The organism is Caenimonas koreensis DSM 17982 (assembly GCF_009646335.1).
Taxonomy (GTDB): Bacteria; Pseudomonadota; Gammaproteobacteria; order Burkholderiales; family Burkholderiaceae_C; genus Ramlibacter; species Ramlibacter koreensis.
In genome coordinates this window covers 213,641-237,366 of sequence record NZ_WJBU01000005.1, presented here as the reverse complement: position 1 = coordinate 237,366, position 23,726 = coordinate 213,641, and the positions used below count along the sequence as shown (strand labels likewise).

25 protein-coding genes are annotated in these 23,726 nt (G+C 62.8%); 7 read left to right on the top strand and 18 right to left on the bottom strand.

Annotation, left to right across the window (positions count from 1 at the left end; genetic code table 11):
• Positions 1-3 precede the first annotated feature (3 nt).
• The 5 genes from otnI to metX are packed head-to-tail and all read right to left on the bottom strand — an operon-like array spanning position 4 to position 4,932.
• Positions 4-813, bottom strand: a complete 810-nt coding sequence (gene otnI / locus GHT07_RS06455; protein ID WP_153584238.1) for a 2-oxo-tetronate isomerase — start codon at positions 811-813, stop codon at positions 4-6.
• A 4-nt stretch (positions 814-817) separates the two neighbouring features.
• The gene (denD, locus tag GHT07_RS06450) at positions 818-1,834 is read right to left on the bottom strand and encodes a D-erythronate dehydrogenase (RefSeq protein ID WP_194792854.1); all 1,017 of its coding nucleotides are present in this window, start codon (positions 1,832-1,834) and stop codon (positions 818-820) included.
• Positions 1,835-1,873: 39 nt separating this feature from the next.
• Complete coding sequence (chrA, locus tag GHT07_RS06445; RefSeq protein ID WP_153584236.1) at positions 1,874-3,217, bottom strand: chromate efflux transporter; 1,344 nt, start codon at positions 3,215-3,217, stop codon at positions 1,874-1,876.
• Between the two features lie 3 nt (positions 3,218-3,220).
• Entirely contained in the window at positions 3,221-3,805 is a 585-nt protein-coding gene (gene metW / locus GHT07_RS06440; RefSeq protein WP_153584235.1) for a methionine biosynthesis protein MetW, read from the bottom strand.
• A complete protein-coding gene (gene metX / locus GHT07_RS06435) occupies positions 3,802-4,932 on the bottom strand; it encodes a homoserine O-succinyltransferase MetX (RefSeq protein WP_153584234.1) in 1,131 nt (376 codons plus the stop codon). The genes metW and metX overlap by 4 nt, the downstream gene beginning before the upstream one ends.
• 176 nt (positions 4,933-5,108) lie before the next feature.
• Here metX and GHT07_RS06430 point away from each other — a divergent pair, with 176 nt between their 5' ends.
• The 4 genes from GHT07_RS06430 (at position 5,109) to GHT07_RS06415 (ending at position 7,224) form a co-directional block, all read left to right on the top strand.
• Positions 5,109-5,675, top strand: coding sequence for a sigma-70 family RNA polymerase sigma factor (locus tag GHT07_RS06430; RefSeq protein ID WP_153584233.1), 567 nt, complete (start codon positions 5,109-5,111; stop codon positions 5,673-5,675).
• Positions 5,672-5,869 (top strand): zf-HC2 domain-containing protein, encoded by a 198-nt coding sequence (locus tag GHT07_RS06425; RefSeq protein ID WP_153584232.1) that lies wholly within the window; start codon positions 5,672-5,674, stop codon positions 5,867-5,869. The genes GHT07_RS06430 and GHT07_RS06425 overlap by 4 nt, the downstream gene beginning before the upstream one ends.
• A 169-nt stretch (positions 5,870-6,038) precedes the next feature.
• Positions 6,039-6,440: an RNA recognition motif domain-containing protein gene (locus GHT07_RS06420; RefSeq protein WP_153584231.1), complete on the top strand. Its 402-nt coding sequence runs from the start codon at positions 6,039-6,041 to the stop codon at positions 6,438-6,440.
• 265 nt (positions 6,441-6,705) lie between these two features.
• Positions 6,706-7,224, top strand: a complete 519-nt coding sequence (locus GHT07_RS06415) for an RNA recognition motif domain-containing protein (protein ID WP_153584230.1) — start codon at positions 6,706-6,708, stop codon at positions 7,222-7,224.
• Positions 7,225-7,267: 43 nt separating this feature from the next.
• Here GHT07_RS06415 and GHT07_RS06410 read toward each other — a convergent pair whose 3' ends face one another.
• From GHT07_RS06410 to GHT07_RS06395, 4 genes are read right to left on the bottom strand one after another with little or no spacing between them, the layout of a single operon-like run.
• Entirely contained in the window at positions 7,268-8,041 is a 774-nt protein-coding gene (locus GHT07_RS06410) for an SDR family oxidoreductase (RefSeq protein ID WP_153584318.1), read from the bottom strand.
• Positions 8,042-8,046: 5 nt separating this feature from the next.
• Positions 8,047-8,688, bottom strand: coding sequence for an LPS export ABC transporter periplasmic protein LptC (gene lptC / locus GHT07_RS06405; RefSeq protein ID WP_228488205.1), 642 nt, complete (start codon positions 8,686-8,688; stop codon positions 8,047-8,049).
• Complete coding sequence (locus GHT07_RS06400; RefSeq protein WP_153584229.1) at positions 8,685-9,224, bottom strand: KdsC family phosphatase; 540 nt, start codon at positions 9,222-9,224, stop codon at positions 8,685-8,687. Before GHT07_RS06400 ends, lptC begins: the two co-directional genes overlap by 4 nt.
• Positions 9,224-10,222: a KpsF/GutQ family sugar-phosphate isomerase gene (locus GHT07_RS06395; protein ID WP_153584228.1), complete on the bottom strand. Its 999-nt coding sequence runs from the start codon at positions 10,220-10,222 to the stop codon at positions 9,224-9,226. The genes GHT07_RS06400 and GHT07_RS06395 overlap by 1 nt, the downstream gene beginning before the upstream one ends.
• A 48-nt stretch (positions 10,223-10,270) precedes the next feature.
• Here GHT07_RS06395 and GHT07_RS06390 point away from each other — a divergent pair, with 48 nt between their 5' ends.
• Entirely contained in the window at positions 10,271-12,256 is a 1,986-nt protein-coding gene (locus tag GHT07_RS06390) for a monovalent cation:proton antiporter-2 (CPA2) family protein (protein WP_153584227.1), read from the top strand.
• Positions 12,257-12,263: 7 nt separating this feature from the next.
• Here GHT07_RS06390 and GHT07_RS06385 read toward each other — a convergent pair whose 3' ends face one another.
• The 9 genes from GHT07_RS06385 to rpmH form a co-directional block, all read right to left on the bottom strand.
• Positions 12,264-12,713 carry a Crp/Fnr family transcriptional regulator gene (locus tag GHT07_RS06385; RefSeq protein ID WP_153584226.1) on the bottom strand — a complete coding sequence of 150 codons (450 nt, stop codon included), beginning with the start codon at positions 12,711-12,713 and terminating at the stop codon, positions 12,264-12,266.
• A 98-nt stretch (positions 12,714-12,811) separates the two neighbouring features.
• Positions 12,812-13,726 carry a hypothetical protein gene (locus GHT07_RS06380; RefSeq protein WP_228488204.1) on the bottom strand — a complete coding sequence of 305 codons (915 nt, stop codon included), beginning with the start codon at positions 13,724-13,726 and terminating at the stop codon, positions 12,812-12,814.
• A gap of 176 nt (positions 13,727-13,902) precedes the next feature.
• Complete coding sequence (locus GHT07_RS06375; protein WP_153584225.1) at positions 13,903-14,394, bottom strand: Crp/Fnr family transcriptional regulator; 492 nt, start codon at positions 14,392-14,394, stop codon at positions 13,903-13,905.
• A gap of 92 nt (positions 14,395-14,486) precedes the next feature.
• Positions 14,487-16,667 (bottom strand): prolyl oligopeptidase family serine peptidase, encoded by a 2,181-nt coding sequence (locus GHT07_RS06370; RefSeq protein ID WP_153584224.1) that lies wholly within the window; start codon positions 16,665-16,667, stop codon positions 14,487-14,489.
• Positions 16,668-16,713: 46 nt separating this feature from the next.
• Positions 16,714-18,090, bottom strand: coding sequence for a tRNA uridine-5-carboxymethylaminomethyl(34) synthesis GTPase MnmE (gene mnmE / locus GHT07_RS06365; RefSeq protein ID WP_153584223.1), 1,377 nt, complete (start codon positions 18,088-18,090; stop codon positions 16,714-16,716).
• Positions 18,091-18,152: 62 nt separating this feature from the next.
• Complete coding sequence (gene yidC / locus GHT07_RS06360) at positions 18,153-19,868, bottom strand: membrane protein insertase YidC (RefSeq protein WP_153584222.1); 1,716 nt, start codon at positions 19,866-19,868, stop codon at positions 18,153-18,155.
• Positions 19,868-20,128 carry a membrane protein insertion efficiency factor YidD gene (gene yidD, locus GHT07_RS06355; protein ID WP_153584315.1) on the bottom strand — a complete coding sequence of 87 codons (261 nt, stop codon included), beginning with the start codon at positions 20,126-20,128 and terminating at the stop codon, positions 19,868-19,870. Before yidD ends, yidC begins: the two co-directional genes overlap by 1 nt.
• 5 nt (positions 20,129-20,133) lie before the next feature.
• Positions 20,134-20,553 (bottom strand): ribonuclease P protein component, encoded by a 420-nt coding sequence (locus GHT07_RS06350; RefSeq protein WP_153584221.1) that lies wholly within the window; start codon positions 20,551-20,553, stop codon positions 20,134-20,136.
• A gap of 37 nt (positions 20,554-20,590) precedes the next feature.
• Positions 20,591-20,725: a 50S ribosomal protein L34 gene (gene rpmH / locus GHT07_RS06345; protein WP_027101598.1), complete on the bottom strand. Its 135-nt coding sequence runs from the start codon at positions 20,723-20,725 to the stop codon at positions 20,591-20,593.
• Positions 20,726-20,942: 217 nt separating this feature from the next.
• Between rpmH and dnaA the strand changes: the two genes are divergently transcribed.
• Both dnaA and dnaN read left to right on the top strand, forming a co-directional pair.
• Positions 20,943-22,352, top strand: coding sequence for a chromosomal replication initiator protein DnaA (dnaA, locus tag GHT07_RS06340; protein WP_153584220.1), 1,410 nt, complete (start codon positions 20,943-20,945; stop codon positions 22,350-22,352).
• Between the two features lie 241 nt (positions 22,353-22,593).
• The gene (gene dnaN, locus GHT07_RS06335; RefSeq protein ID WP_153584219.1) at positions 22,594-23,700 is read left to right on the top strand and encodes a DNA polymerase III subunit beta; all 1,107 of its coding nucleotides are present in this window, start codon (positions 22,594-22,596) and stop codon (positions 23,698-23,700) included.
• Positions 23,701-23,726 lie beyond the last annotated feature (26 nt).

Below are 23,726 nucleotides of genomic sequence, written 5' to 3'. Positions count from 1 at the left end.
GCTTCAGCGCCACGGCGCAAGCCAACCAAGGCCCGCGGTCGTGCCACCAGGCCGGGAGCCACGCGCCGGCCGGTACTCGCAGCCAATCCAGCCGTCCCAGCCGCACTGCGCCGACACGTCGTCGATCACGTCGAACAGGTACGGGTAGTTCAGCTCACCGACGTCAGGCTCGTGCCGCTGCGGCACGCCCGCGATCTGGAAGTGCCCCACGCGCCCCGTCGGCAGGTAACGGCGGATCCTGGTGGCGACGTCGCCCTCCACGATCTGGCAGTGGTAGAGATCCATCTGCACCTTCACGTTGCCCGCGCCGATTTCCGCGATGAGTGCGTGAGCATCATCCTGTCGATTCAGGAAAAAGCCCGGGATGTCGCGTGGGTTGATCGGCTCGATCATCAAATCAACGCCCTGCTTCGCTGCGTCAGCGGCGGCCGCGCGAAGGTTGGCGACGTAGGTGCCGCGCACCTCACGAGGCTCGGTGCCTGCTGGAACCAACCCCGCCATCACGTGAATGCGCGGGCAATCGAGCGCGGCGGCATAAGCCAGCGCGCGGGCAATGCCGTCGCGAAATTCGCGCTCGCGGCCCGGCAGGCAGGCAAGGCCTTTCTCGCCCTTGCCCCAATCGCCGGGCGGGCCGTTGAAGAGCACCTGCTGCAGGCCGTTAGCCCGCAGGCGCGCGGCGAGCTCGTTCGCGGCGCAGTCATACGGAAAGAGGAACTCGACACCACGAAAGCCATCACGTGCAGCGGCTTCAAAACGGTCCAGGAAGTCGAGCTCCGGATAGAGCATGGACAGATTCGCTGCAAAGCGCGGCATCGGCTCAGGCTTTCACGGCGGCAAGCTTCACGGCTTGCGGGTTCTCGCGGATGTAGTCACGCACCACGTCGTCAAAGTTGGTATCGGCCTGCAGGCCCATGGCGTTCGCGCGGGCGGCGGCCACATTGCCGGGCCAGGTGCGCACGAGCTTGAGGATCGCCTCGTCGGGCGTCCAGTCGAGCAGCCCGGCGGCCTGCTTGCCTGCAACGCGCTCCAGCGATTGCGCCATTTCGCCGACGGTGACGCGCAACGAAGGCAGGTTCATGCCGAGCAAAGGCCCCCATTGGGCGTCGCTGACCTCCGCAGCGCGGATGATGCCTTCGACGGTGCGCGCGGGCGACGACAACGCAACGAGCGTTTCCGGCGGAACGGGGCAGGGCGCTTTCAGCCCGGCGAGCGGCTCGCGAATCATGCCGGAGAGAAAGCCCGACGCGGCGCCATTGGGCTTGCCGGGGCGCACGCTGACGGTCATGAGGCGGACGCTGCGCCCGCGAATGAAGCCCTTGCGGGCGAAATCCGCGACCAGTTGCTCGCCGATGTATTTCTGGATGCCGTAGCTCGACTGCGGCGTGGGCAGCGTGCGATCTTCGATCAGCGCCGGCATGGGTTCGCCGGGCATTTTTCCGAACACGGCCAGTGAACTTGCGAAGATGAATGTCGGCCTGGTGCCAAGCTTGCGGCACGCCTGCAGAAGCGCGTGTGTTGCCTCGAAGTTGCTGTGCATGCCGAGATCGAAATCGGCCTCGCATTCGCCGCTCACTGCGGCGCTCAGATGGAACACCACGTCGGTGTCTCGCGCTGGCACCGCGCCGGATGCGATCTGCGCATTGAGGTCGCCGGCCACGTAGCGGACTCGGGCATCAGCCGCGAGATCGCTAGGAGGCGGCGCCCGGTCGGCAAGCGTGATGGTCGAGATGTTCTGCGCAGGACCTGCGCCCGGCGCGAGCGTGCCGCGCTGGAGCAATGTGCGAGCGAGGCGGGCGCCAAGAAAGCCACAGCCGCCGGTGATGAGAACGTTCATGGGCTGATCCCCGTGTGATGCGGGCACCAGCATACAGGCTCATCCGAAGCCGGCCAGACGTACAAGCAGCCCGGCCACGGCACACGCGACGATGACGGGAATCACGCCTGCCTTCCAGCGCAGTAGCGCGACAGCGGCGGCCGCGGCAATGACCAGCGCGATGGCGTCGATCGAGCCGTTGGCGCGCCAGGTGATGTGCACGAAGAAAAACAGCGCCAGACTCGCAATCACGCCGACCACTACAGCCGTGATCGCCGTGAGCGGCGCCGTGAATTTCAGGTTGCCGTGCGTCGCCTCGACCAGCGGTCCGCCGGCCAGGATGAACAGGAACGACGGCAGGAACGTGAACCAGGTGACCAGCGCGGCAGCAAAGGCGGCGCCGGCAAACAACATGTCCGGGCCGAGCACTTGCTGCGTCCAGCCACCGATGAACCCGACGAACGCGACCACCATGATCAGCGGGCCGGGCGTGGTTTCACCCAATGCGAGGCCGTCGATCATCTGCGCGGCCGTCAGCCACTGGAAGTGCTCGACGGCACCTTGATACACGTACGGCAGCACCGCGTAAGCGCCACCAAACGTGAGCAATGCGGCTTTGGTGAAGAACCAGCCCATCTGCGCGAGCGTGTCGTCCCATCCGCGTGTGGCGACGATGGCGCCCAGTGGCAGCGCCCATAGCAAGGCGCCCGCCGCAATGACCGCAGCCAGACGGCGGGCACTGAACGTCGCGTGGCCGGGCGTGGGCGTGTCGTCGTCAATGATGAATCGCTCGCCGGCTGTCTTCGTCTTCGCTGCAGCGTGGCCCGCGCCTGCGTTGAACTGAGCGGGCAGCCATCGGCCACCTGCCGCGCCGGCGATCGCGGCGCCCAGCACCACCCACGGGAACGGGACGTTCAGCCAGGCAATCGCCATGAAGCTCACGAGCGCGATCAGCCACAACAACGGTACGCGCCGCGGATCCTTCAAGGTGCGGCTGCCGATACGCCATACGGCCTGCAGCACCAGCGCCGCAACGGCAGGCTTGATGCCATAGAACAGGCCAGCTATCCATGTCACGTGGCCATACGCCGCGTAAATCCAGCTCAGGCCGATCAGGATGAAAAGCGACGGCAACACGAACAGTGCACCTGCGACGATGCCGCCCCACGTCCGATGCATCAACCAGCCAATATAGGTGGCGAGTTGCTGCGCCTCGGGGCCCGGCAACAACATGCAGTAGTTCAACGCGTGCAAAAAGCGCTGCTCGGAGATCCACCGCCTTTGCTCGACAAGCTCGCGATGCATGATGGCAATCTGCCCGGCCGGACCGCCAAAGCTGATGAAGCCCAGGCGCAGCCAGAATTTGAATGCGTCGCCGAAGGGAACCGTCGCAGCGCCGCGCATTCGCTATCCGCGTTCGAACTTGAACACCGCAGTGCCCGCGCGGGCGTTCGGCATAAATTTGACGGTGCGGCCTTCCTGCAGGCCGAACGCATCGAGGATCTGCAGGCGATTTCGGGTGGCGAGCACCTCAAAGTCCTTGAACGTGCCGACGCGAATATTCGGCGTGTCGTACCACTGGTAGGGCAAGCGTTTGGTGACGGGCATGCGGCCACGGGCGACCGCAAGCCGGTTGGGCAAATGCGCGAAATTCGGGAACGCGACGATGCCAGTGCGGCCGACCCGCGCGGTCTCCACGAGCATGTTCTCGGTATTGCGAAGGTGCTGCAGCGTGTCGATCTGCAGCACGACATCAAAGGACGAGTCGTCAAAGATCGACAGGCCTTCGTCCAGATTGAGCTGGATCACGTTCACGCCGCGTTTGACGCACGCAAGCACGTTGGCATCGTCGATCTCGATGCCGTAGCCCGAGCAGGCTCGCTCGCGCCGCAGGTAGTCGAGCAGCTGGCCGTCCCCGCAGCCGAGGTCGAGCACGCGCGAGCCGCGCGGCACAAGTGCAGCAATAGCCTGCATGACGAGGCGCTCGCTCATACAGCCACCTCCAGCGCGATGCGTTCGAAATACGCACGCACCACGGCCATGTAGCGCTCGTCTTCGAGCAGGAATGCGTCGTGGCCATGCGGGGCGTCGATCTCGGCGTAGCTGACGTCGCGGCGGTTATCGAGCAACGCCTTGACCATTTCACGGCTGCGCGCGGGCGCGAAACGCCAGTCGGTCGTGAAGCTCACCAGCAGGAATTTCGCCTGCACCTGTGCAAAGGCTTTGGCAAGGCTGCCGCCCTGGTGCAGCGCCGGATCGAAGTAGTCGAGCGCGCGGGTGATCAGCAGATAGGTGTTCGCGTCGAAGTAGTCGCTGAACTTGTCGCCCTGATAGCGCAAATAGCTTTCGATCTGGAACTCGACATCCTGCGTCGTGTAGCGGATGTCCAGGCCGTCGCGCAGCTGGCGTCCGAACTTCTCGTTCATGACGTCGTCAGACAGGTAAGTGATGTGGCCAATCATTCGCGCGATGCGCAGGCCGCGCTTGGGTATGGCGCCGTGCTCGTAGAAATGGCCGCCGTGAAAGTCCGGGTCGGTCACGATGGCGCGGCGAGCCACTTCATTGAAGGCAATGTTTTCCGCCGTGAGGTTGGGCGCGCTCGCAACGACGACTGCGTGTTTGACGCGCTGCGGATACTGCAGCGTCCACGACAACGCCTGCATCCCGCCGAGGCTGCCGCCCATCACTGCTGCCAGCGTCTGGATGCCGAGCTGGTCGAGCAACTTCGCCTGGGCATTGACCCAGTCTTCTACAGTAACCACCGGGAAGTCGGCACCGTAGACCTTGCCCGTGTCCGGATTGACATGCATTGGCCCGGTGGAGCCAAAGCACGAGCCGAGATTGTTCACGCCGATCACGAAGAAGCGGTTGGTGTCGACGGGCTTGCCGGGCCCGATCATTGTGTCCCACCAACCCGTACTGCCGGGCTGGTCGGCATACACGCCAGCGACGTGGTGGGACGCGTTCAGTGCATGGCAGATCAGCACCGCGTTGGTCTTGTCGGCATTGAGCGTGCCGTACGTCTCGAACGCAAGCGAATAGCCGCGAATCGACGCGCCACTTCGCAAGGCAAGGGGCGCCTCGAACGTCATCGACTGGGCAACGGCAACCAGAGTCATGGCAGTGACAAAAAGAAAACCCGGCGTCGCTAAAGAAGCGAGGCCGGGTGCGCCATGACTGTCTTTAGCTGAATTTATTGAGCGCCCGCAAGCTGGGGCAAATCGGCGCTGCGGCTGAGTATAGCAACGGCACAACGTGTGCGCTGTGCCATCATCGCGCTCACGCGAGCCCATCCATGAGCATCGAAAACCAACTCGCCGAACACCGCCTGTACCTGCTGCGCTTTGCGCGCCTGCAGCTGCGCAATGACGCCTGGGCAGAAGACGCGGTCTCCGAGACCTTGCTGGCCGCGCTGTCCAAGCCACAGTCCTTTGCCAACCGCAGCCAGCTCAAGACGTGGCTGGTGGGCATCCTCAAGCACAAGGTCATCGACATCCTGCGCCAGCGCCAACGCGAGGTCGCGCTGAGTGATGACGGAAGTGACGGCTCGCAAGAGCTCGATAGCCTGGTCTTCAGGAGCGACGGCCACTTTGCCGCCCAGCCGGCCGACTGGGGTAATCCGGAACAGGACCTCAATTCGCGCCAGTTCCTCACCATCCTGGAGGCATGCGCGGAGAAACTGCCCCCCGCGATGGGCCGCATCTTCCTGATGCGGGAATGGCTGGAAATGCCGAGCGAGGAAATCTGTAAGGAACTGCGCCTGACCCAGACGAACTTGTATGTGCAACTTCATCGCGCCCGGCTGCGGCTGCGCGAATGCCTGGAACTGAACTGGTTTGGAAACAAGCCCGCCACCACATGACGCCCCTTCGCCGCACCTGCAAAGAAGCAGCAGCCCTGTTGGTCGCCAGGGAGGACCGCGAGCTGCCATTGGCCGACAGGCTGGCGCTGCGCATGCATCTTTTCGCCTGCCGCGCGTGCCCGGTTTTCGCGCGCCAGCTGCGCATCATGCGCAACGCGATGTCGCAGTGGCGGCACTACAGCGATGAAGCGTGAGCACTGGACAGAACAACACGTTGACCGCAAAAGCCATTTAGGCGTCATAATCCGCCAGTGACGTGCGCTTGCGCTCGTCACAGGTTTGCGGTGTCTGGTCGGTTTTGAGCGTTTTGTTGTTCGGACTCCACCCCGCTTCGGCATTTTTATTTTTCAGGAGTCCCAGCACATGGGCAACAAACTTTACGTGGGCAATCTGCCCTATTCCTACCGCGACAGCGATCTCGAACAGGCTTTCGGCCAGTACGGCACCGTCGCCAGCGCCAAGGTCATGATGGAACGTGACACGGGCCGCTCGAAGGGCTTCGGCTTTGTCGAAATGTCCAGCGAACAAGAAGCTCGCGCAGCAATTGAAGGCATGAATGGCCAGCAAATCGGTGGCCGCGGCCTCGTGGTCAATGAAGCCCGCCCGATGGAAGCGCGTCCGCGCACCGGCGGCTTCGGCGGCGGCGGTGGTGGTGGTTACGGCGGTGGTGGCGGCGGCGGCTACGGTGGTGGCGGCGGTGGTTATGGTGGTGGCGGCGGCGGTGGCCGTCGTGACGGCGGCGGCGGTGGCCGCGGCGGCTACTAAGCCAACAGCACCAAATGCAACAAAAGGGCCTACGGGCCCTTTTTCTTTGGCCCTTTGTTAAGGGTTTTCTCGACCCGTCCGCCACCCGGCCCCTGTGCACGACTACAAAATATCTGTTCATAATTACCCGGCGTGGCATGCAGTACTCACGCTGGGTTTGCGGTGATCAGGTCAGTTTTCGCGTCGCTCACGTCATGTTGTTTGCGTTATCGGGACTCCTCCATCGCTTGGGTTAACCGTCTTTCTTTGCCAGGAGCTCCCTTCGATGGGCAATAAACTTTATGTGGGCAATCTGCCGTATTCCGTGCGCGACAGCGACCTGGAACAGGCATTCGGCCAATTCGGTGCTGTCACGAGCGCCAAAGTGATGATGGATCGCGACACGGGTCGCTCCAAGGGGTTCGGTTTCGTGGAAATGGGGTCTGACCCCGAGGCGCAAGCCGCCATCAGCGGCATGAACGGCCAGTCCCTGGGTGGCCGCAGCATCGTCGTCAATGAAGCACGCCCGATGGAAGCGCGCCCGCGCTCCGGTGGTTTCGGCGGCGGTGGTGGTGGCTACGGCGGTGGTGGTGGCTACGGCGGTGGCGGCGGCGGCGGATATGGTGGCGGCGGTGGCGGCTACGGCGGTGGTGGCGGCGGCCGACGCGAGGGCGGCGGCGGATACGGAGGCCGGGACGGCGGCCGTGAAGGCGGCCGGGGCGGTGGCGATGGCGACGGCGGTTTCCGCAGCCCCTATGGCAACGGCCCGCGCGGCGGCGGTGGCGGCAATCGCGGCGGCTACTGAATTTCCTGAAGTGCGAAGAAAGGCCCTCTGATCAGGGTCTTTTTTATTGCGCCTGCCGCTGCTTGCGCGGTCGCCCGGCCAGCGCCTTGTCATACAACGCATTGGGCAGCAAGCGCATCAGTTTGGCGACCACGCCCATCTGCCACGGAATGACCCGATAACTCACGCCTGCTTCTATGGTTCGAAAAGCACTCTCGGCGAAATCAGCGGGTTTCATGAGGAACGGCATCGAGTACTTGTTCTGCCGCGTAAGCGGTGTGTCGATGTAGCCAGGGCAGATCGTCACGACCTTCACGCCGCTGGAGCGCAGCTCGCCGCGCAAGCTCTCGCAGTAACTGATCACGGCGGCCTTGCTCGAGCAGTAAGCCGCATGACCGGGCAGGCCACGAATGCCGGCAACGCTCCCAATGCCGACAAGCACCCCGGACCCTTGCTGGATCATCGGCATGACGAACGGATGAAAGGTGGCGGCCAGCCCGATGTTGTTGGTCGCATAGAGGCGCGCCATCATGTCGATGTCGCGCCGATCGGCAGTGTCCATACCGACGCTGATGCCGGCATTCGCGATGACGGCGTTGGGCACACCTTGTTTCGCGATACACGCAGCGCCCGCCGCCACGATGCTGTCAGTGTCGGCAACATCCGCGCCATAGACTTCGTAGCACTCGCGCGGCAGGCCCATACTGCTCGCCCAGGTTTCGATCTCAGCGGTGCGCCGCGCAGAAAGCGCCAGGCGCCAGCCTGCCTGGTGGTAGCGCAACGCCAGCGCCTGGCCAATGCCGCTGGATGCGCCTGTAATGAAAGCCAGGTTGCCCATCGCGCTCATTTCTTGCCAGGCTGCAACACGCCGCGCACCCGGCCCTTGAGTTCCATGACCTGCTCGATATTGTCGAATTCCATGCTGTCGGCGTTGAAGGTGTCGTTGCCACGGGTGAGCTCCACGGGCTTGTGCGACCTCACATGCTCTGTCTCGACGAACACGTGCAGGAATTCGCCGCGAAACACCAGGCGAGGGCGACCACGGCCCTCCTTGTCGACGGTGGCGTCACGCGTGACGATGGCATTGCCGATGAGTTGCACCTCGGAGCCGTCGGCGTTGCTGATGCCTGACTTGGCCGTCGCCACGGTGAGCTCATCGCGCTGGTTGAACGAGCGCACTCGTGGCTCGTCGATCTCGAACGTGTCGGTGTCGGGGTAGTGCCGCGCCTCCTTGCCGAACACTTCGCTCTTCAGGCGCCCCTGGGCATCGAAGGTCTTCACGGAGAAGCCGCGCATGATCGAATCCGGCTCGTGCCGCGCTGCCTTTTGCGCTTGCAGTGGGCCCGCTGTCGGCGTGCTTCGGGCAAGCCAGTAAGTACCCAGCGCCATGACTCCCATGAGGATGATCGGCAGGTAAACAGACGCGCGTTCCCAGCCGGACCGCACGATGCGCCACGTCGGGATGCGCGCTGCCAGTGTGCTCAAGCGTAGCTTTCCAGCAAGTCTGCATAGCGGCCAGAAGCGACCAGCAACACGTCCGAGAACTCACGCGCCGCGCCTTCGCCGCCGCGCGCGGTGGTGACGTAGTGGGCGATCGCCTTCACTTCCGCATGTGCATTGGCAGGGGCGCCGGCGAAGGCACAGCGCGACAACACGGGCAGGTCGGGCCAGTCGTCACCCATGGCGGCCGCTTGCGTCCAGTCCAGGCCCAGCTCATGCAGCGTCTTGAGTGCAGCTGGCGCCTTATCTTCCGTGCCGTAGTGCACGTGAGTCACCCCGAGCGCCGCCAGGCGTGCGCGCAACGGCGGCGAGTCGCGCCCCGTAATGACTGCCGGGGTGATTCCGGCGCGCTGCAGCAGCTTCAAGCCCAATCCGTCGAGGATGTTGAATCGCTTGAGCGTCTCGCCCTGTTCGGACATATAGAGGCCACCGTCGGTCAAGACGCCATCGACATCGAAGAACGCCACGCGAACGCCTTGTGCGCGCAGCAAGAGCTCAGGTTCGAAGTGCAGCGCAGGCATCAGATCACCTTGGCCCGCATCAAGTCGTTGCTGTTCACGGCGCCACAAAGGCGCCCTTGTGCGTCCACGACCAGCACGCTCGTGATCCGGTTCAGCTCCATCAGCTCTGCTGCCTCGACTGCCAGTGCGTCGTGCCGGATGGTGCGGGGGTTCGGGTGCATCACCTCGCGTGCGCTCATGGCTCGAAGGTCGAGCCCCTGCTCGATCAACCGGCGCAGGTCGCCGTCGGTGAAGATGCCAAGCACCTGGTTCTGCGCATCGACCACAGCCGCCGCGCCCAGCCCTTTTGCGCTCATCTCGCGCATCAGCGCCGTGAACGTTGCGTCGTGCGCGACGCTGGGAACGGCGTCGCCGGTGCGCATGACATCCGACAGGTGGGTGAGCAATTTTCGCCCGAGCGCGCCACCCGGGTGCGAGCGGGCGAAGTCTTCCGTGCGAAAGCCACGCGCGTCCAGCAGCGCCACTGCCAGGGCGTCGCCGAGTGCGAGCTGCGCCGTCGTGCTGGCTGTCGGTGCAAGTTGCAGGGGGCAGGCTTCTTTCTCGACGCTGCTATCAAGCACGACGTCGGCGTGACGCGCCAGTGTGGATGCAGCATTGCCCGTCATGGCAACGATCGGCGTGCCCATGCGCTTGATCACGGGCAGCAGTGTGGTGACTTCATCGACCTCTCCGCTGTTCGAAACGGCAAGCACGAGATCGATCGGCTTGATCATCCCGAGGTCGCCATGGCTGGCCTCGGCCGGATGGACGAACATCGCAGGTGTGCCCGTCGAGGCGAGCGTTGCGGCAATCTTGCGGCCCACATGCCCGCTCTTGCCCATGCCCATCACGACCACGCGGCCGCGCACATGGAGCATGAGCTCCACGGCTTTGGGAAACGACGCGTTGATGCGCTGCTTCAGGCCCAGCACCGCAGCAGCCTCGATGTCAAAGGTCTCCAGGGCGAGCTGCAGCGCCCGTTGCGGATCGAACGCGCCCTCGGCTGCGGAAGGATTCATTCGCGGATTCTATCGAGGCGCGCAGCGCCCGCTTGGTAGCATGCAGGAATGTCCTCGCTCGAGCTGACGCTGCTCTATCTGGTCGCCGCCGTGCTTGGCGTGGTTGCGTGCCGCACGCTGCGCCTGCCTCCGATGCTGGGCTACCTCGTGGTGGGCGTCATCGTCGGGCCGAACGCGCTGGCCCTGGGCGACCACCCTGAGGCCCTGACTCACCTGGGTGAATTCGGCGTTGTGTTCCTGATGTTCGTGATCGGGCTGGAATTCAACCTGTCGAAGTTGCGCGCGATGCGAAAGCACGTGTTCGGGCTCGGCTTGTTCCAGGTAGCGCTGACGATCATCCTGATCACGCTCGGCTCGCTGGTTCTCGCTTCGATCGCGCCGTCGGTGTGGCAGATCGACTGGCGCATCGCCGTGGCGCTGTCAGGTGCGCTCGCCATGAGCAGCACAGCCATCGTGGTCAAGCTGTTGTCCGAGCGTCTGGAGCTGGAGACCGAGCACGGCAAACGTGTGATGGGCGTCTTGCTGTTTCAGGACTTGGCGGTGGTGCCACTGCTGGTGCTTGTGCCCGCGCTGGGCTCGTCGCCTGATTTGCTGTTCACCGCACTGGCCATCGCGAGTGTCAAGGCGGTCGCCCTGATCACGGTGCTGCTCGTTGGCGGCCAGCGCGTGATGCGGTGGTGGCTGACGCTGGTCGCGCGCCGCAAGAGCCAGGAGCTCTTCGTGCTGAACCTGTTGATGGTGACGCTGGGCCTGGCGTGGCTCACCGAGCTGGCGGGCCTGTCACTTGCGCTGGGAGCCTTCATTGCGGGCATGCTGATCTCCGAGACGGAATACAAGCATCAGGTCGAAACCGACATCCGCCCTTTCCATGATGTCTTGCTGGGTCTGTTCTTCATCACCATCGGCATGCTGCTCGACTGGCGCCTGGTGGCACAAAACTGGGCGCTTGTGCTGTTCCTCACCACAGTGCCTGTGTTCTTCAAACTGGTGCTGGTCACTGGCCTGGCGCGCGCGCTCGGCGCGTCAACGGGTGTCTCACTGCGCACGGGCCTCTACCTGGCGCAGGCGGGTGAGTTCGGCTTCGTGCTGCTGACGCTGGCGCAGCAAAACAGCCTGGTGCCACCCACGCTGCTCAACCCGATCCTGGCGAGCATGGTGCTGTCCATGCTGGCGACGCCTTTCATCATCATGTATTCCAACCGCATCGTGATGAAGCTGGTCGCCAGCGAGTGGCTGCAGCAGTCGCTGCAGATGACGACGATTGCGCGCAAGTCGATCAACTCGAACAAGCACGTGATCATCTGCGGCTACGGGCGCTGCGGCCAGAATCTGGCGCGCGTGCTTGAGCGAGAGGGCATTCCTTACATGGCACTCGATCTCGACCCCGATCGGGTGCGCCAGGCTGCAGCTGCAGGCGACTCGGTGGTGTTCGGCGACGCCGCCCGGCTGCAGGCGCTGATGGCCGCCGGTATGGCGCGTGCGAGCGCCGTTGTCGTGACTTACCTCGACATTCCGGGTGCCATGAAAGTGCTGGCCAACACGCGATCTCATGCGCCGCAGGTGCCGGTGATCGTGCGCACCCAGGACGACCGCGACCTGGAGAAACTCCAGGCTGCCGGCGCTACCGAAGTGGTGCCAGAGGCGCTGGAGGGCTCGCTCATGCTGGCAAGCCATGCCCTCGCCCTGGTGGGCGTGCCGATGCGCCGCGTGATCCGCATCGTGCAAGACCAGCGCGACGAGCGTTACAGCCTCTTGCGCGGATACTTCCACGGCGCCGACGATGACTCGGTTGACGAGCGGGACACCGAGCGCCTGGCCACGGTGACGCTGCCGCTCGGCGCCGGGTCGCTGGGCCACGCGATCAGCCACTTCGCCCTGCACGCCATGGGCGTTCGGGTCGTCAGCTTGCGCAGAAGCAATGGCAAGCCTGTCGATCCGCAAGCAGATCCACCCCTCGAAGATGGCGATACGCTCGTGCTGTCTGGCAGGCCAGAGACGCTGGCCATGGCCGAACAAAAGCTGCTGGGCGGCTAGCAGCTACTCAGGTGAAGTTGCCCACGAGGATCGCTTCGCGCATCCTGATGGCCAGCACCGCAGCCAGGCTGCTGACCAGGTCCACGGCCAGTTTGGGGTGCTTGTTGGTCATGGCGTTGAACTTGTCCCAGTTCAGGCCCCACGCTACGCCAGGGCCGGACGGCGTGACCGTCGCGCTGCGGGGGGCGCCCGAGAAGAAGGTGCCTTCCCCGACAACGGTGCCCGCGACCAACGTTGCAATCGTGTTGCCAAGGATGGATACTTTGAGCTCGCCGTCGGCAAGGATGAACAACTCGCGCTCGCACTCGCCTTCACGCATCAACGGATCGCCTTCCTTCAGGAAGCGCATCGACAGGTAGGGTGCCAGCGTTTTCCATTCGTCCAGCGTCAGCTTGCACTGCAGCGCGTCGGTGCTTTCAAGCGCGCCGATCGCGTTGACCAGCTGTTCCACATTCATCGTTGTGCTCCCGGACTACGGCCCTGCCAGGAGGGGAATTGTAGGCGTGAGGGTGCGCAACGCAACGCGTCGGCAAAGCCCTCCTCGCGCGCCGGGCGTCAGTTCAGCTCGCCGTACTGTGTGCCCGACAGGAGCGGAGCCCGCTCACCAGACGTCTCCGGCATTTCGGTGTCTTCGAAGCCGGTGAGCAGGGTATAGCTCTGGGGTCCGTGCTTGGCAGAGCCGTCGAACGCGCGGGCGGTCGCTCCATGATTGGCACCTGGGCCGACACCGTTTTGCGCGGCACTCGCAGCGGCACTCGCTGCCATGCCTGCCACGGCTGCCTTTTGCGCCACTGCCGCAGCGGACGTTGCCGATGCGGCTTCGCGCGGGGAGGCGCCCGCGGCCAATGCCTGCTTGAAAGCGGCCACTTCATCGGCCAGCAAGGGCTCATAGCGCGCCGCACCGTGCGCAGCGGCGGGTTGCAACAGTGCAGCAGGTGCCGACTCCAGCGGTGCGGGTTGGGATTCGAGCGGCATCGGGCTCGAGGGGGTGCCTGCTCGCGCACGGGAAGGGGCCGCCTGCGGATCGCCCACGGCGACATGCTCGTTGATGCGCCAGTACACCGCCGTCACGAGAATGTCGTGCCGGGACTTGGCGCCCTGCGCAATCATGGCCTCGATCTCGGCCAGACGCATCGTCTCGCCACCGAAGTCGCGCGCAAGGTCAACCATCACCAGGAACTGCCTGCCACGCGGGTCAAGTGACAGCACCTTGAACTTGTAGCTGGCCGACAAAACGCCGGCGCGCATCATTGCGTCGCGCACCACTGAATACAGCAATTCGCGCCGCGCCATGCGTTCATTCTTGCGATTGGCTGGCTGTCCGTTACTGACAGGGTGCGGCTCCTTGGCGCCGGCGCGCCCTACCGGACGGGTCGGGTCCATGCGCGAGAGGCCCGAGCTGTCTGGCAGCTGCGGCTTCGTCACTTTTTTGCGTTCGATGGAGGGAAACAACCAGCTGATCAATGACATGGTGGAGCTTTCCGCATGCGCCGTGCTGTGCCAATGGCAGCGCACGCAACATACTTCATCAGGGGCTCCACAGTTTAAGACGGGCCCATGAACTTGCCACCAACTTTTTCTGCCAGATATGTATCAGGAATGCCGTTGTTCCCCGCGGTCCGTGAATTAATTGCCCGACCACGCGGTCAGGTGACTGCCACGCGCTTGGGTTTGTTGACCAGGCGCCGCGCAACCAGCGAGCCCAGCGCCAGCGCAATTTCGAGCGCAACGGCTGGCTGGCGGTTGCTGAGTTCGGTAAAGCGTATCGGCGTCAGGCACCAGATCTTCGACGGTCCGGCTGCCTGAACGGTGGCGCTGCGGGCGCCGCGCGTGAAGAACGAGCCCTCCCCCACCGCCGAGCCCGGCCCCACGATCGCCAGGCGCACACGCTCCTTGCCGTCCTTGTAGTGAACACTGAGCTGGCCCGACTCAACGATATAAAGCGTCCGGTCCAGCGCGCCCTGCTCGATGAGCACCTGCCCCTGCTTGAGCGCGAAGGGGGTGAGATACCCACCCAGCAGTTCCCACTGCGCGGGCGTGAGCGACGGGGTGAAAGCGTCATTCGACACTGCGGTGTTGGTCGCCTGGACCAGCCCCTGCAAATCGAACCTCAGCGGAAGGTGAAGTGGCGCGTTCATGGGCCGACAGTAATGCCCGCACCGCGGGCCTACAAGTGGCCCTAACTGGTCCTTACACCTGAAACCTCAGCAGCGCCACATGTAACGCCGCTTCACGGCGCCTGCTGTGTCTTGCCCATCTGCCACAGCAAGAAGCTGTAGATGTCCGCACGCATGGCATGGCGCTGCGTCGCGGTGCTGCCGATCCCGTGCCCGGCCTGGGCATCCAGGCGAAGCAGGACAGGTTTCGCGCTTGCCGTCGCCGCCTGAAAGCGTGCAGCCGCCTTGGCGCTTTCCCACACCTCGACCCGTGGGTCGTTCAAGCCGTGCACAAACATCACGGCCGGGTACGCCGTTGCATCCTGGATGTGGTGGTACGTGCTCATTTCAAGCAGCGCACGGAACTCGTCGGGCTTCTTGACGGTGCCGAATTCAGAAATGTTGGTGATGCCGTTCGCGCTTTCCTCCGAGCGGATCGAGTCCATGGTGCCGACATTGAAAACGGCTGCCGCAAAAAGCTGCGGCGCCGTGGTCACCACCCGGCCCGCAAAGATGCCACCGGCACTGCCACCTGTCACGGCCAATGTGCGCGGCGATGCGAATCCTTGTGCGATGAGGTATTGCGCGCAGGCAATGCCGTCCTTCCAGGTGTTGGGCTTTGTGCTTTTGAATCCCGCCGCGCGCCACGGTTCGCCATAGACGCCGCTGCCGCGCACATTGGCGAAAGCAAGCACGCCGCCTCTTTCGAGCCACGCCATGCTCGCGGGATCGAAGTGCGCCGTCTCGGAAAAACCGTACGCGCCGTAGCCATCGAGCAGGGTCGGATTGCTGCCGTCACGCTTCAAGCCTTTGCGATAGAGCACTGTCATCGGCACCAGTGCACCGTCGTGGCTGGGCACCTTGTACTCTTCAACAACGACGCCGGTGAGCGCGCTGCCTGTGCTCACGCGTTGCAGCCTGGTGTCGACGGAAACCTCGCCGTTGAGTTGAAAAATGCGCTCAGGCTGGGTCCAGCCGGACATCGAATAGAGCACGTCGCCATAGACGTGCGCCGGATCGGCGAGAAGTCCGGCAGCGCCCACAAAGGGCATCTTCATGGCGCGACCCTCACGATCGCCCGCAGGATAGCGTCGCAGTCCAATGGCCGTGCTTTCCCGCACGGCGGCAATGAGGCCGTCCCGGGTCAAGGCGAAGCCTTCGATCACGCCGTCCTGCGGAGCCTGTGCGACGTCGACGGCATTGGCAAGCACAGGCGTGCGCAAGTCGAGCTTCATGACCTTGTAGCGGGGCGCGCCCTTGAATGTGCGCATGTACAAGTCATCACCGCGCAACTCAATATCGACCACGCGGTCTTCAAAGCTGGCGACCTGGCGCCAGGCGACCGCGCCGCCGCGCTCGAGCTCGCTCACCTTCGCGACGAAGAGGCTGCCTTCAGGCAACGTCGTGTCTGTCGTGCGCGCCACTACCCAGGGGCTGCCGGGGGTGAATAGCAGGCTGCCCACATCGAGACGCGCAAGCCCAAGCTGGGGCGTTACTGTCGGGCCGAAAACGGCGCGCGCCGATGCCTCGGGAGCGCCGACCTTCAGAAGCATCACGCGGCTGTCGAGATAGGTCTCGGTTTCGGCGTCTTCCGGGCCGATGACCTTGAGCTGGTTGTAAGACACGAACTGGCTGTCGGGTGTCCAGCTGACATTGGGCTCACGCACGCGCGCGATGGGCGCGCCGAGCAGCTTGCCCGTCGTGACATTGAGGACGTACAGCGACGCATCCTCCGAGCCGCCGGCCGACATGCCGAAAGCCACATGCTGCCCATCCCACGACGGCACGAAATAGTTGATCGAGTGGGGCACACCTGTTTGCGCGGCTTGCACTTCCGGATTCACCAGCAACCGCTCGGCGCCGTGCAGGCCGACTCGCATCATCAGGCGCGCCTGTTTCGCACGGGCTGGCCGCTTCAAATAGAAGATGCGCTCGCCGGGCATACGAATCAGATCGCGAACGGTATCGCCGCTGGCGGCTGACAGCTGCGCGATTCGCTGCTCCAATTTGTCGCGCCCCGCAATGCGGTCCAGTGCAGCGCGGGCGAACGTGCCCTGGCTCAACAGCCACGCTTTGACCTCAGGGTCGCGCACATTTTCCATGTAGCGATACGGGTCGTGCAGGGTGACGCCGTGATAGGTCTGCGGGGTGTCGCGCACCGGGGCAACAGGCGGTGCTGCAAAAGCGGTCAACGCGACGCCTGCGCATAGCGAGGCGAGCGCAACGATACGTCGCGCAAAGAGCCATTGGGTCATTGTGTGTCCCGCAAGAAAACGGTGCGCGGATTGTAGATTTGCTGCGCTACTTGCCGATGCAAAAGCGCGAGAAGATCACACCGAGCAGGTCGTCCGGCGTGAACTCACCAGTGATTTCGTTGAGCGCGTTCTGGGCGAGTCGCAGCTCTTCGGCAAGCAAGTCCAGTGCATTCGCCTGCAGTGCAAGCAGGCTTGCTGCCTCGCGCAGGTGGCCTTCAACCCGGCGCAACGCATGGACGTGGCGCTCACGCGCGATGTAGACGCCTTCTGGCGCAGACTGCCATCCTGCGACCTCCAGCAACTTGCGGCGTAGTGTGTCCAGGCCTGCGCCTGTTTTGGCTGAAAGACATAGTGCGCCAGCCGCGGCGCGCGGCTCGACCGCGTCTGCCTTGTTCCAGATATCGATCACCGTGACGCGCGCGCCCAGCTTTGCTGCCAGCTCGCGAGCGATCGCAGCATCATCCGCCTCGTAGTCGGGCTGGCCAGCCCGCGTCAGATCGCGCAGGAACAGTACCGCATCGGCTTCCTCGATCTGCCCCCACGCACGCGCGATGCCAATTTTTTCAACCTGGTCGTCGCTCTCGCGCAGGCCTGCGGTGTCGATTACGTGAAGCGGGACCCCCTCGATCTGGATCGTCTGGCTGACGACATCGCGCGTTGTTCCGGCGATCGGCGTGACGATCGCGAGCTCGGCGCCGGCGAGCGCATTGAGTAGCGAGCTCTTGCCCGCGTTAGGCTGGCCAGCGATCACCACCTTGATGCCTTCGCACAGCAGCGCCCCCTGCTTTGCGCGTTGCATCACCGTTGCAAGGCCCCGCTGCAGCCCATCGAGCTGGCCTTGCGCGTCTGCCTTCTGCAGGAAATCTATTTCTTCTTCCGGAAAATCAAGCGTTGCTTCGACCAGCATCCTGAGGGTGATCAGTTCGTCGCGCAGGCCATGGATGTCACTCGAAAATTCGCCGGACAACGAACGAGCGGCGCTGCGCGCAGCCGTCTCGGTGCTGGCGTCTATCAGGTCCGCGACTGCTTCGGCTTGCGCCAGGTCGATCTTGTCGTTGAGGAATGCGCGTTGCGTGAATTCGCCTGGTTCAGCAACACGCACTTGCATGTCAGCTCCCGCCTCCAGGCAGCGGGCGAGCAACAGCTGCATGACGACGGGGCCGCCGTGCGCCTGTAGTTCAAGAACATCTTCGCCGGTGTATGAATTGGGCGCGGGGAAATGGATTGCAATGCCGTGGTCGATGATGCTGCCGTCACTGGCACGCAAGGGCAGGTAGGTCGCTTCACGAGGCTTGAGCGTGCGTGCGCAGATAGCGTGAATCAGCGGCCCCACCGATGCGCCGGACACACGCACGATGCCGACGGCGCCACGGCCGGCCGCCGTGGCGATAGCAGCAATCGGTTGTGCCTGTCGCGTGAGCATGATGCGTATTGTCCGGAAAAGAAAAAGGGCCGCGTCAGCGGCCCGATTTTTTTATCCAGTACTTACCTGAACTTCGGAAGGTTGAATTCCGGTGGGACACCCATGCGGGTGTTGATCAGCCACTGCTGGGCAATCGACAACACGTTGTTCGTGATCCAGTAGAGCACCAGTCCCGACGGGAAGAAGAAGAACATCACGCTGAAAGCCAGCGGCATCAGCCACATCATCTTGGCCTGCATCGGGTCGGGCGGTGTCGGGTTCAGCGCCGTTTGCAACAGCGTTGTCAGCGTCATGACCAGCGGCAGGACAAAGAAGGGATCCGGTGCGGAAAGATCGTGGATCCAGCCCACCCACGGTGCGCCACGCATTTCAACACTGGACAGCAACACCCAGTAGAGCGCGATGAACACGGGGATCTGGACCATGATGGGCAAGCAACCGCCCATCGGGTTGACCTTCTCCTCGCGGTAGATCTTCATCATCTCCTGCTGCATTTCCTGCGGCTTGTCCTTGTAGCGCTCGCGCATGGCCATGATGCGTGGATTGATGGCCTTCATCTTGGCCATGCTCTGGTAGCCCTTGGCTTGCAGCCAGTAGAACGCGATCTTGATCAGCAGCACCAGCGCCATGATCGACCAGCCCCAGTTGCCGAGGTAGCCATGCAGTGTCGCGAGCAGCCAGTACAGCGGCTTGGCAATGATGTGGAACATGCCGTAGTCCTTCACGCGCTCCAGGTCGGGCGTGATTTTCTCCAGCTTCGTTTCTTCCTGGGGACCGGCAAAGAACGTGGCGTCCAGCGTCTGCGTTGCGCCGGGCGCTATTGCCGGCAATTGAGACATCACGCCCACCGAATACATATTGGTGTCAATCTTGCGGACGAAATTTTCGCGCTTCACGCCAGCGGGGAGAATCCACGCGCTCGCAAAATAATGCTGAACCATGGCTACGTAGCCGCTGGCGGACTCTTTGGCGTAATCGGCCTTGTTCTTCTCGATGTCGGCGAATTCGACCTTCTGGTACTTCTTTTCTTCCGTGAAGATCGCCGGGCCGGTGTAAGTCGAGGTGGGGTTGCTGAAAAACGAACCGCCTGCCTCCAGCTTGCTGCCATCGCGCACGATCTGCATATACACCCGAGGCGTCACAGGCGTTGTTCCAACATTGGTGACTTCATGACGGACCACTGCTTCATAGTGGCCTCGACGGAAGGTGTAGGTTTTCACCAGCTTCACGCCACCTTGCACCGGCGACTCGAAACGTGCCACCAGCTCATTGGCGCCGGCCTTCATTTCCAGATCGCCGGTAAACGTCATCGCCGTCGTGTGATTCGGGAAGTTGCCGTCGATCAAGCCAGTCTCGGCGACATAGCGATGACCAGGCGCGTCATTGAGCAACACAACATTGCTCTTCTTGTCGTCCGACAGCTGATGGATCAGTTCTTCGCGAACAATCGAGCCGCCGGCCGTATCAAACGTGATGCGCATCAGGTCTGTCGTAACCGTGACTTTCTGGGCTGCGGGCGCTGGCGCAGCGACCGGTACCGGCGTCGCGCCTGCAGCTGCGGCCGCCACCGGCGAAGCGCCAGGCACGCTGCTGGCGCTTGCCGTTGCGGCGGAAGAGCCACTGGCGGCTCCCGCTGGCGCACTGGCTGCAGCGATGGGTTTGCCCATCGACGGGAAGAAGGTGGCTTTGTTGCCGTTATGGACCTGCCACTGGTCCCACAAGAGCACCATGGAAAAGCCAAAGATCACCCACAGGATGGTGCGGCGAATGTCGTTCATCAAGACTTCTTCTTCGAAAGGGGTGTCACGAGATGGGTGAAAAGGCGCCGCTTTTCAAGCGGTACAGGATCATGCCCGCCTTCACACCAGGGGTTGCAGCGCGCAAGGCGATGCAGTGTCAGATAAGAGCCCGTCATTGCGCCATGACGCTCGAGTGCCTGCAACGAATACGCCGAGCACGTGGGCGTGAAACGGCAGCTGGACCCAAGCCACGGGCTCAATACCAGCCGATAGGCCTTCACTACACCGATGAGCAGCATGCGAATCACGTCGGCGCCTTTGCAAAGAGCTGCTCCAGCTCGCCACGGACAACGCGCTTGAGCGCTTCTGATGATGCGCTGGGGAACTGCTTGCGATCAAAGCCGGCGCGCAGGCGCACGACGTGCGCTGCGACTTGCAACGATGGCTCGGCAAGGCTCGACACGGCGTAGATCTGGCGTTTGATTGTGTTGCGGGTCACGGCACGCTTGGCCCAGCGCTTGGGGATCATCGCGCCAAGCCACGCTTCATCGCGCACGAGAAACAGGGCCTGGCGTCCATTGGACTCAGGCCCTGTGATTGTCGAAGGCGCATTCAGTTCCACCGCGTCCAACTGCGCCCTGTGCAGCGCAAAATGCGCCGTTCTGGAAACAGTTGTCCCTGCCAGGACGGCCTGGAACTGTGCCCGGGACTTGAGCCGCTGCATGCGCCGCAAGGCCGGCCAGCGTGGAAAAACCGGCAGCTTAGACAGCCAGGCGCTTGCGGCCCTTGGCGCGGCGAGCGTTGATGACAGCGCGGCCGCCGCGGGTCTTCATGCGAACGAGAAAGCCGTGGGTGCGAGCGCGGCGCACTTTGGAAGGTTGGTAAGTACGTTTCATGGTGATTCTCGGGGTAACCCGGCATTATCGTCCAAATCGACCGGACCGGCAATTGCGCTGTCCGTTACCACTGCCGTGCAGGGGAATGTCAAGAACAGTTTGCGGCTGTCAAAACATGACGTCATGGCGAAATCGTCTTTGTGGATAAGGTTTAGATAACCTAGAATCGCGGCCTTCCCAGAATGACTATATCCACAGAAGAAGGCAACTGCCGAGAATGAGCGAGGGGCAACACCATCTGGCGTCGCACGCCAGCCTGAACCCGGGCGACAGCCTGTGGCAGGCCTGTATCGACCAGCTCGCCCAAGAGCTGCCCGAACAGCAGTTCAACACCTGGATCAAGCCGCTGGCGGCCCAGGTGTCTGACGACTTTTCCAAGGTAACCCTGTTTGTGGCGAACCGCTTCAAACTTGATTGGGTGCGCGCCCAATATGCTGGCAGGATCTCGAGCTTGCTTGAGAAGATTTACGGTCAACCTGTTCAGCTTGAGTTAGCGCTCGCTCTTCGAGAATCATCCGCCCGTACTTATTCTCCGCCAGCCGCGAATGAAACCGCCGCTGCGGCTGAACCGCCGGAGATCAGCGAAGACCCCAACGCGGCCGGCTTCAAGAACCGACTGAACACGGCCCTGACTTTTGATACGCTTGTCGAAGGCACGGCAAACCGGATGGCACGGGCAGCAGCCATGCATGTCGCCACAACACCCGGCTACCTTTACAACCCGCTTTTCATCTATGGCGGTGTGGGCCTCGGCAAGACCCACCTGGTCCACGCGGTAGGCAACAAACTCCTGCAGGACAAGCCTGGCAGCAAAGTTCTCTACATCCATGCGGAGCAGTTTGTTTCGGATGTGGTCAAGGCCTACCAGCGCAAGACATTCGACGAGTTCAAGGAGAAATACCACTCGCTCGACCTGCTGCTCATCGATGACGTCCAGTTCTTCGCCAACAAAGACCGGACGCAGGAAGAATTCTTCAACGCTTTTGAAGCGCTGCTCGCCAAAAAGTCGCACATCGTGATGACGTCGGACACCTATCCCAAGGGCCTGACAGACATTCATGAACGCCTGATTTCACGCTTCGATTCGGGCCTGACCGTCGCGATCGAGCCGCCTGAGCTTGAAATGCGCGTTGCCATCCTGATCAACAAGGCTCGGGTTGAAAGCGTCGAGATGCCAGAGGAAGTAGCCTTCTTCGTGGCCAAGAACGTCCGCTCGAACGTGCGCGAACTCGAAGGCGCGCTGCGCAAGATACTGGCCTATTCGCGGTTCAACCAGAAGGAAATCTCGATCCAGCTCGCCCGGGAAGCCCTGCGAGACCTGCTTTCCATACAGAACCGGCAGATCAGCGTCGAGAACATCCAGAAGACCGTGGCCGACTATTACAAGATCAAAGTCGCCGACATGTACAGCAAGAAGCGGCCGGCCTCGATTGCCCGGCCTCGCCAGATCGCTATGTACCTGGCCAAGGAACTCACCCAGAAGAGCCTGCCGGAGATCGGCGAGCTGTTTGGTGGCCGCGACCACACCACCGTCTTGCACGCCGTGCGCAAGATCGGCGGCGAGCGCCAGCAGATGACCGAGTTGAACCAGCAGCTCCACGTACTCGAACAGACCCTGAAGGGATAAAAAATTTTGCCGCCGCCAACCCTGTGGAGAGTTCTGGCACAACCTGCCCGTTATCCACAGGGCGTGCCAAAACCTGAAAGTTGTCCCCGCCCGGCCGACACGAAACGCATCCAGCGCCACAGGGTTTTAATTTCGGCAAGTGCTTGATGAAAAAGGGGAAAATAGCGGTTGTCCACAGATGGGCCTGCCCCTTATCTACTACTACTAAGTTGAATTAAAGAATATTAAAGAAGAGGAAGACATGATCGTCCTGAAGGCAACGCAAGAGAAAGTGCTGTCGGTGCTGCAATCGGTAGCTGGCATCGTGGAGCGCAGGCACACCTTGCCGATCCTGGCCAACGTGCTGATCCGCAAGACAGGAAGCAACCTGCAACTCACCACCAGTGATCTGGAAATCCAGATCCGCACAACGGCCGATCTGGGTGGCGACAGCGGCAATTTCACGACCACCGTGGGTGCACGCAAGCTCATCGACATCCTGCGCACCATGCCAACGGACCAGACCGTGAGCCTTGAGTCGAGCGCCAGCAAGCTGATCCTCAAAGGCGGCAAGAGCAAGTTCACATTGCAGACGCTGCCCGCCGAAGATTTCCCGTTGGTGCAGGAAGCGCCCAGCTTCGGGCCCGTGTTCAGCGTGCCGCAAAAGACCTTGAAAGACCTGTTGAACCAGGTCTCGTTCGCGATGGCCGTGCACGACATCCGCTACTACCTCAACGGGATCCTGTTCGTCGCAGAGGGTAAGCAACTGAGCCTCGTCGCAACTGACGGTCACCGCCTGGCGTTTGCGAATGCAACGCTTGATGTCGAGGTCCCGCGCCAGGAAGTGATCCTGCCGCGCAAGACCGTTCTCGAAATGCAGCGCCTCCTGTCCGACAAGGAAGGCGCGATCGAAATGCAGTTTGCGAGCAACCAGGCCAAGTTCAGCTTTGATGGCATGGAGTTCGTGACGAAGCTGGTCGAGGGCAAGTTCCCCGACTACAACCGCGTCATCCCGAAGAACCACAAGAACACCGTTACGCTGGGCCGCGCGCCGCTGCTCGCAAGCCTGCAGCGCACTGCGATTCTCACCAGCGAGAAGTTCAAGGGCGTGCGCCTGAACATCGAACCCGGCACGCTGCGTGTCGCGTCGAACAATGCCGAGCAGGAAGAAGCCGTTGATGAACTCGATATCGACTACGGCGGCGACGCCATCGAGATCGGCTTCAACGTCACGTACCTGATCGATGCGCTGGCCAACATGGACCAGGACATGGTCAAGATGGAACTCGCTGACTCGAACAGCTCAGCGCTCTTCACGATTCCCGAGAACTCAACCTTCAAGTACGTGGTGATGCCAATGCGGATTTGAGAGTGGATGCCGCGGCACTTGCGGCA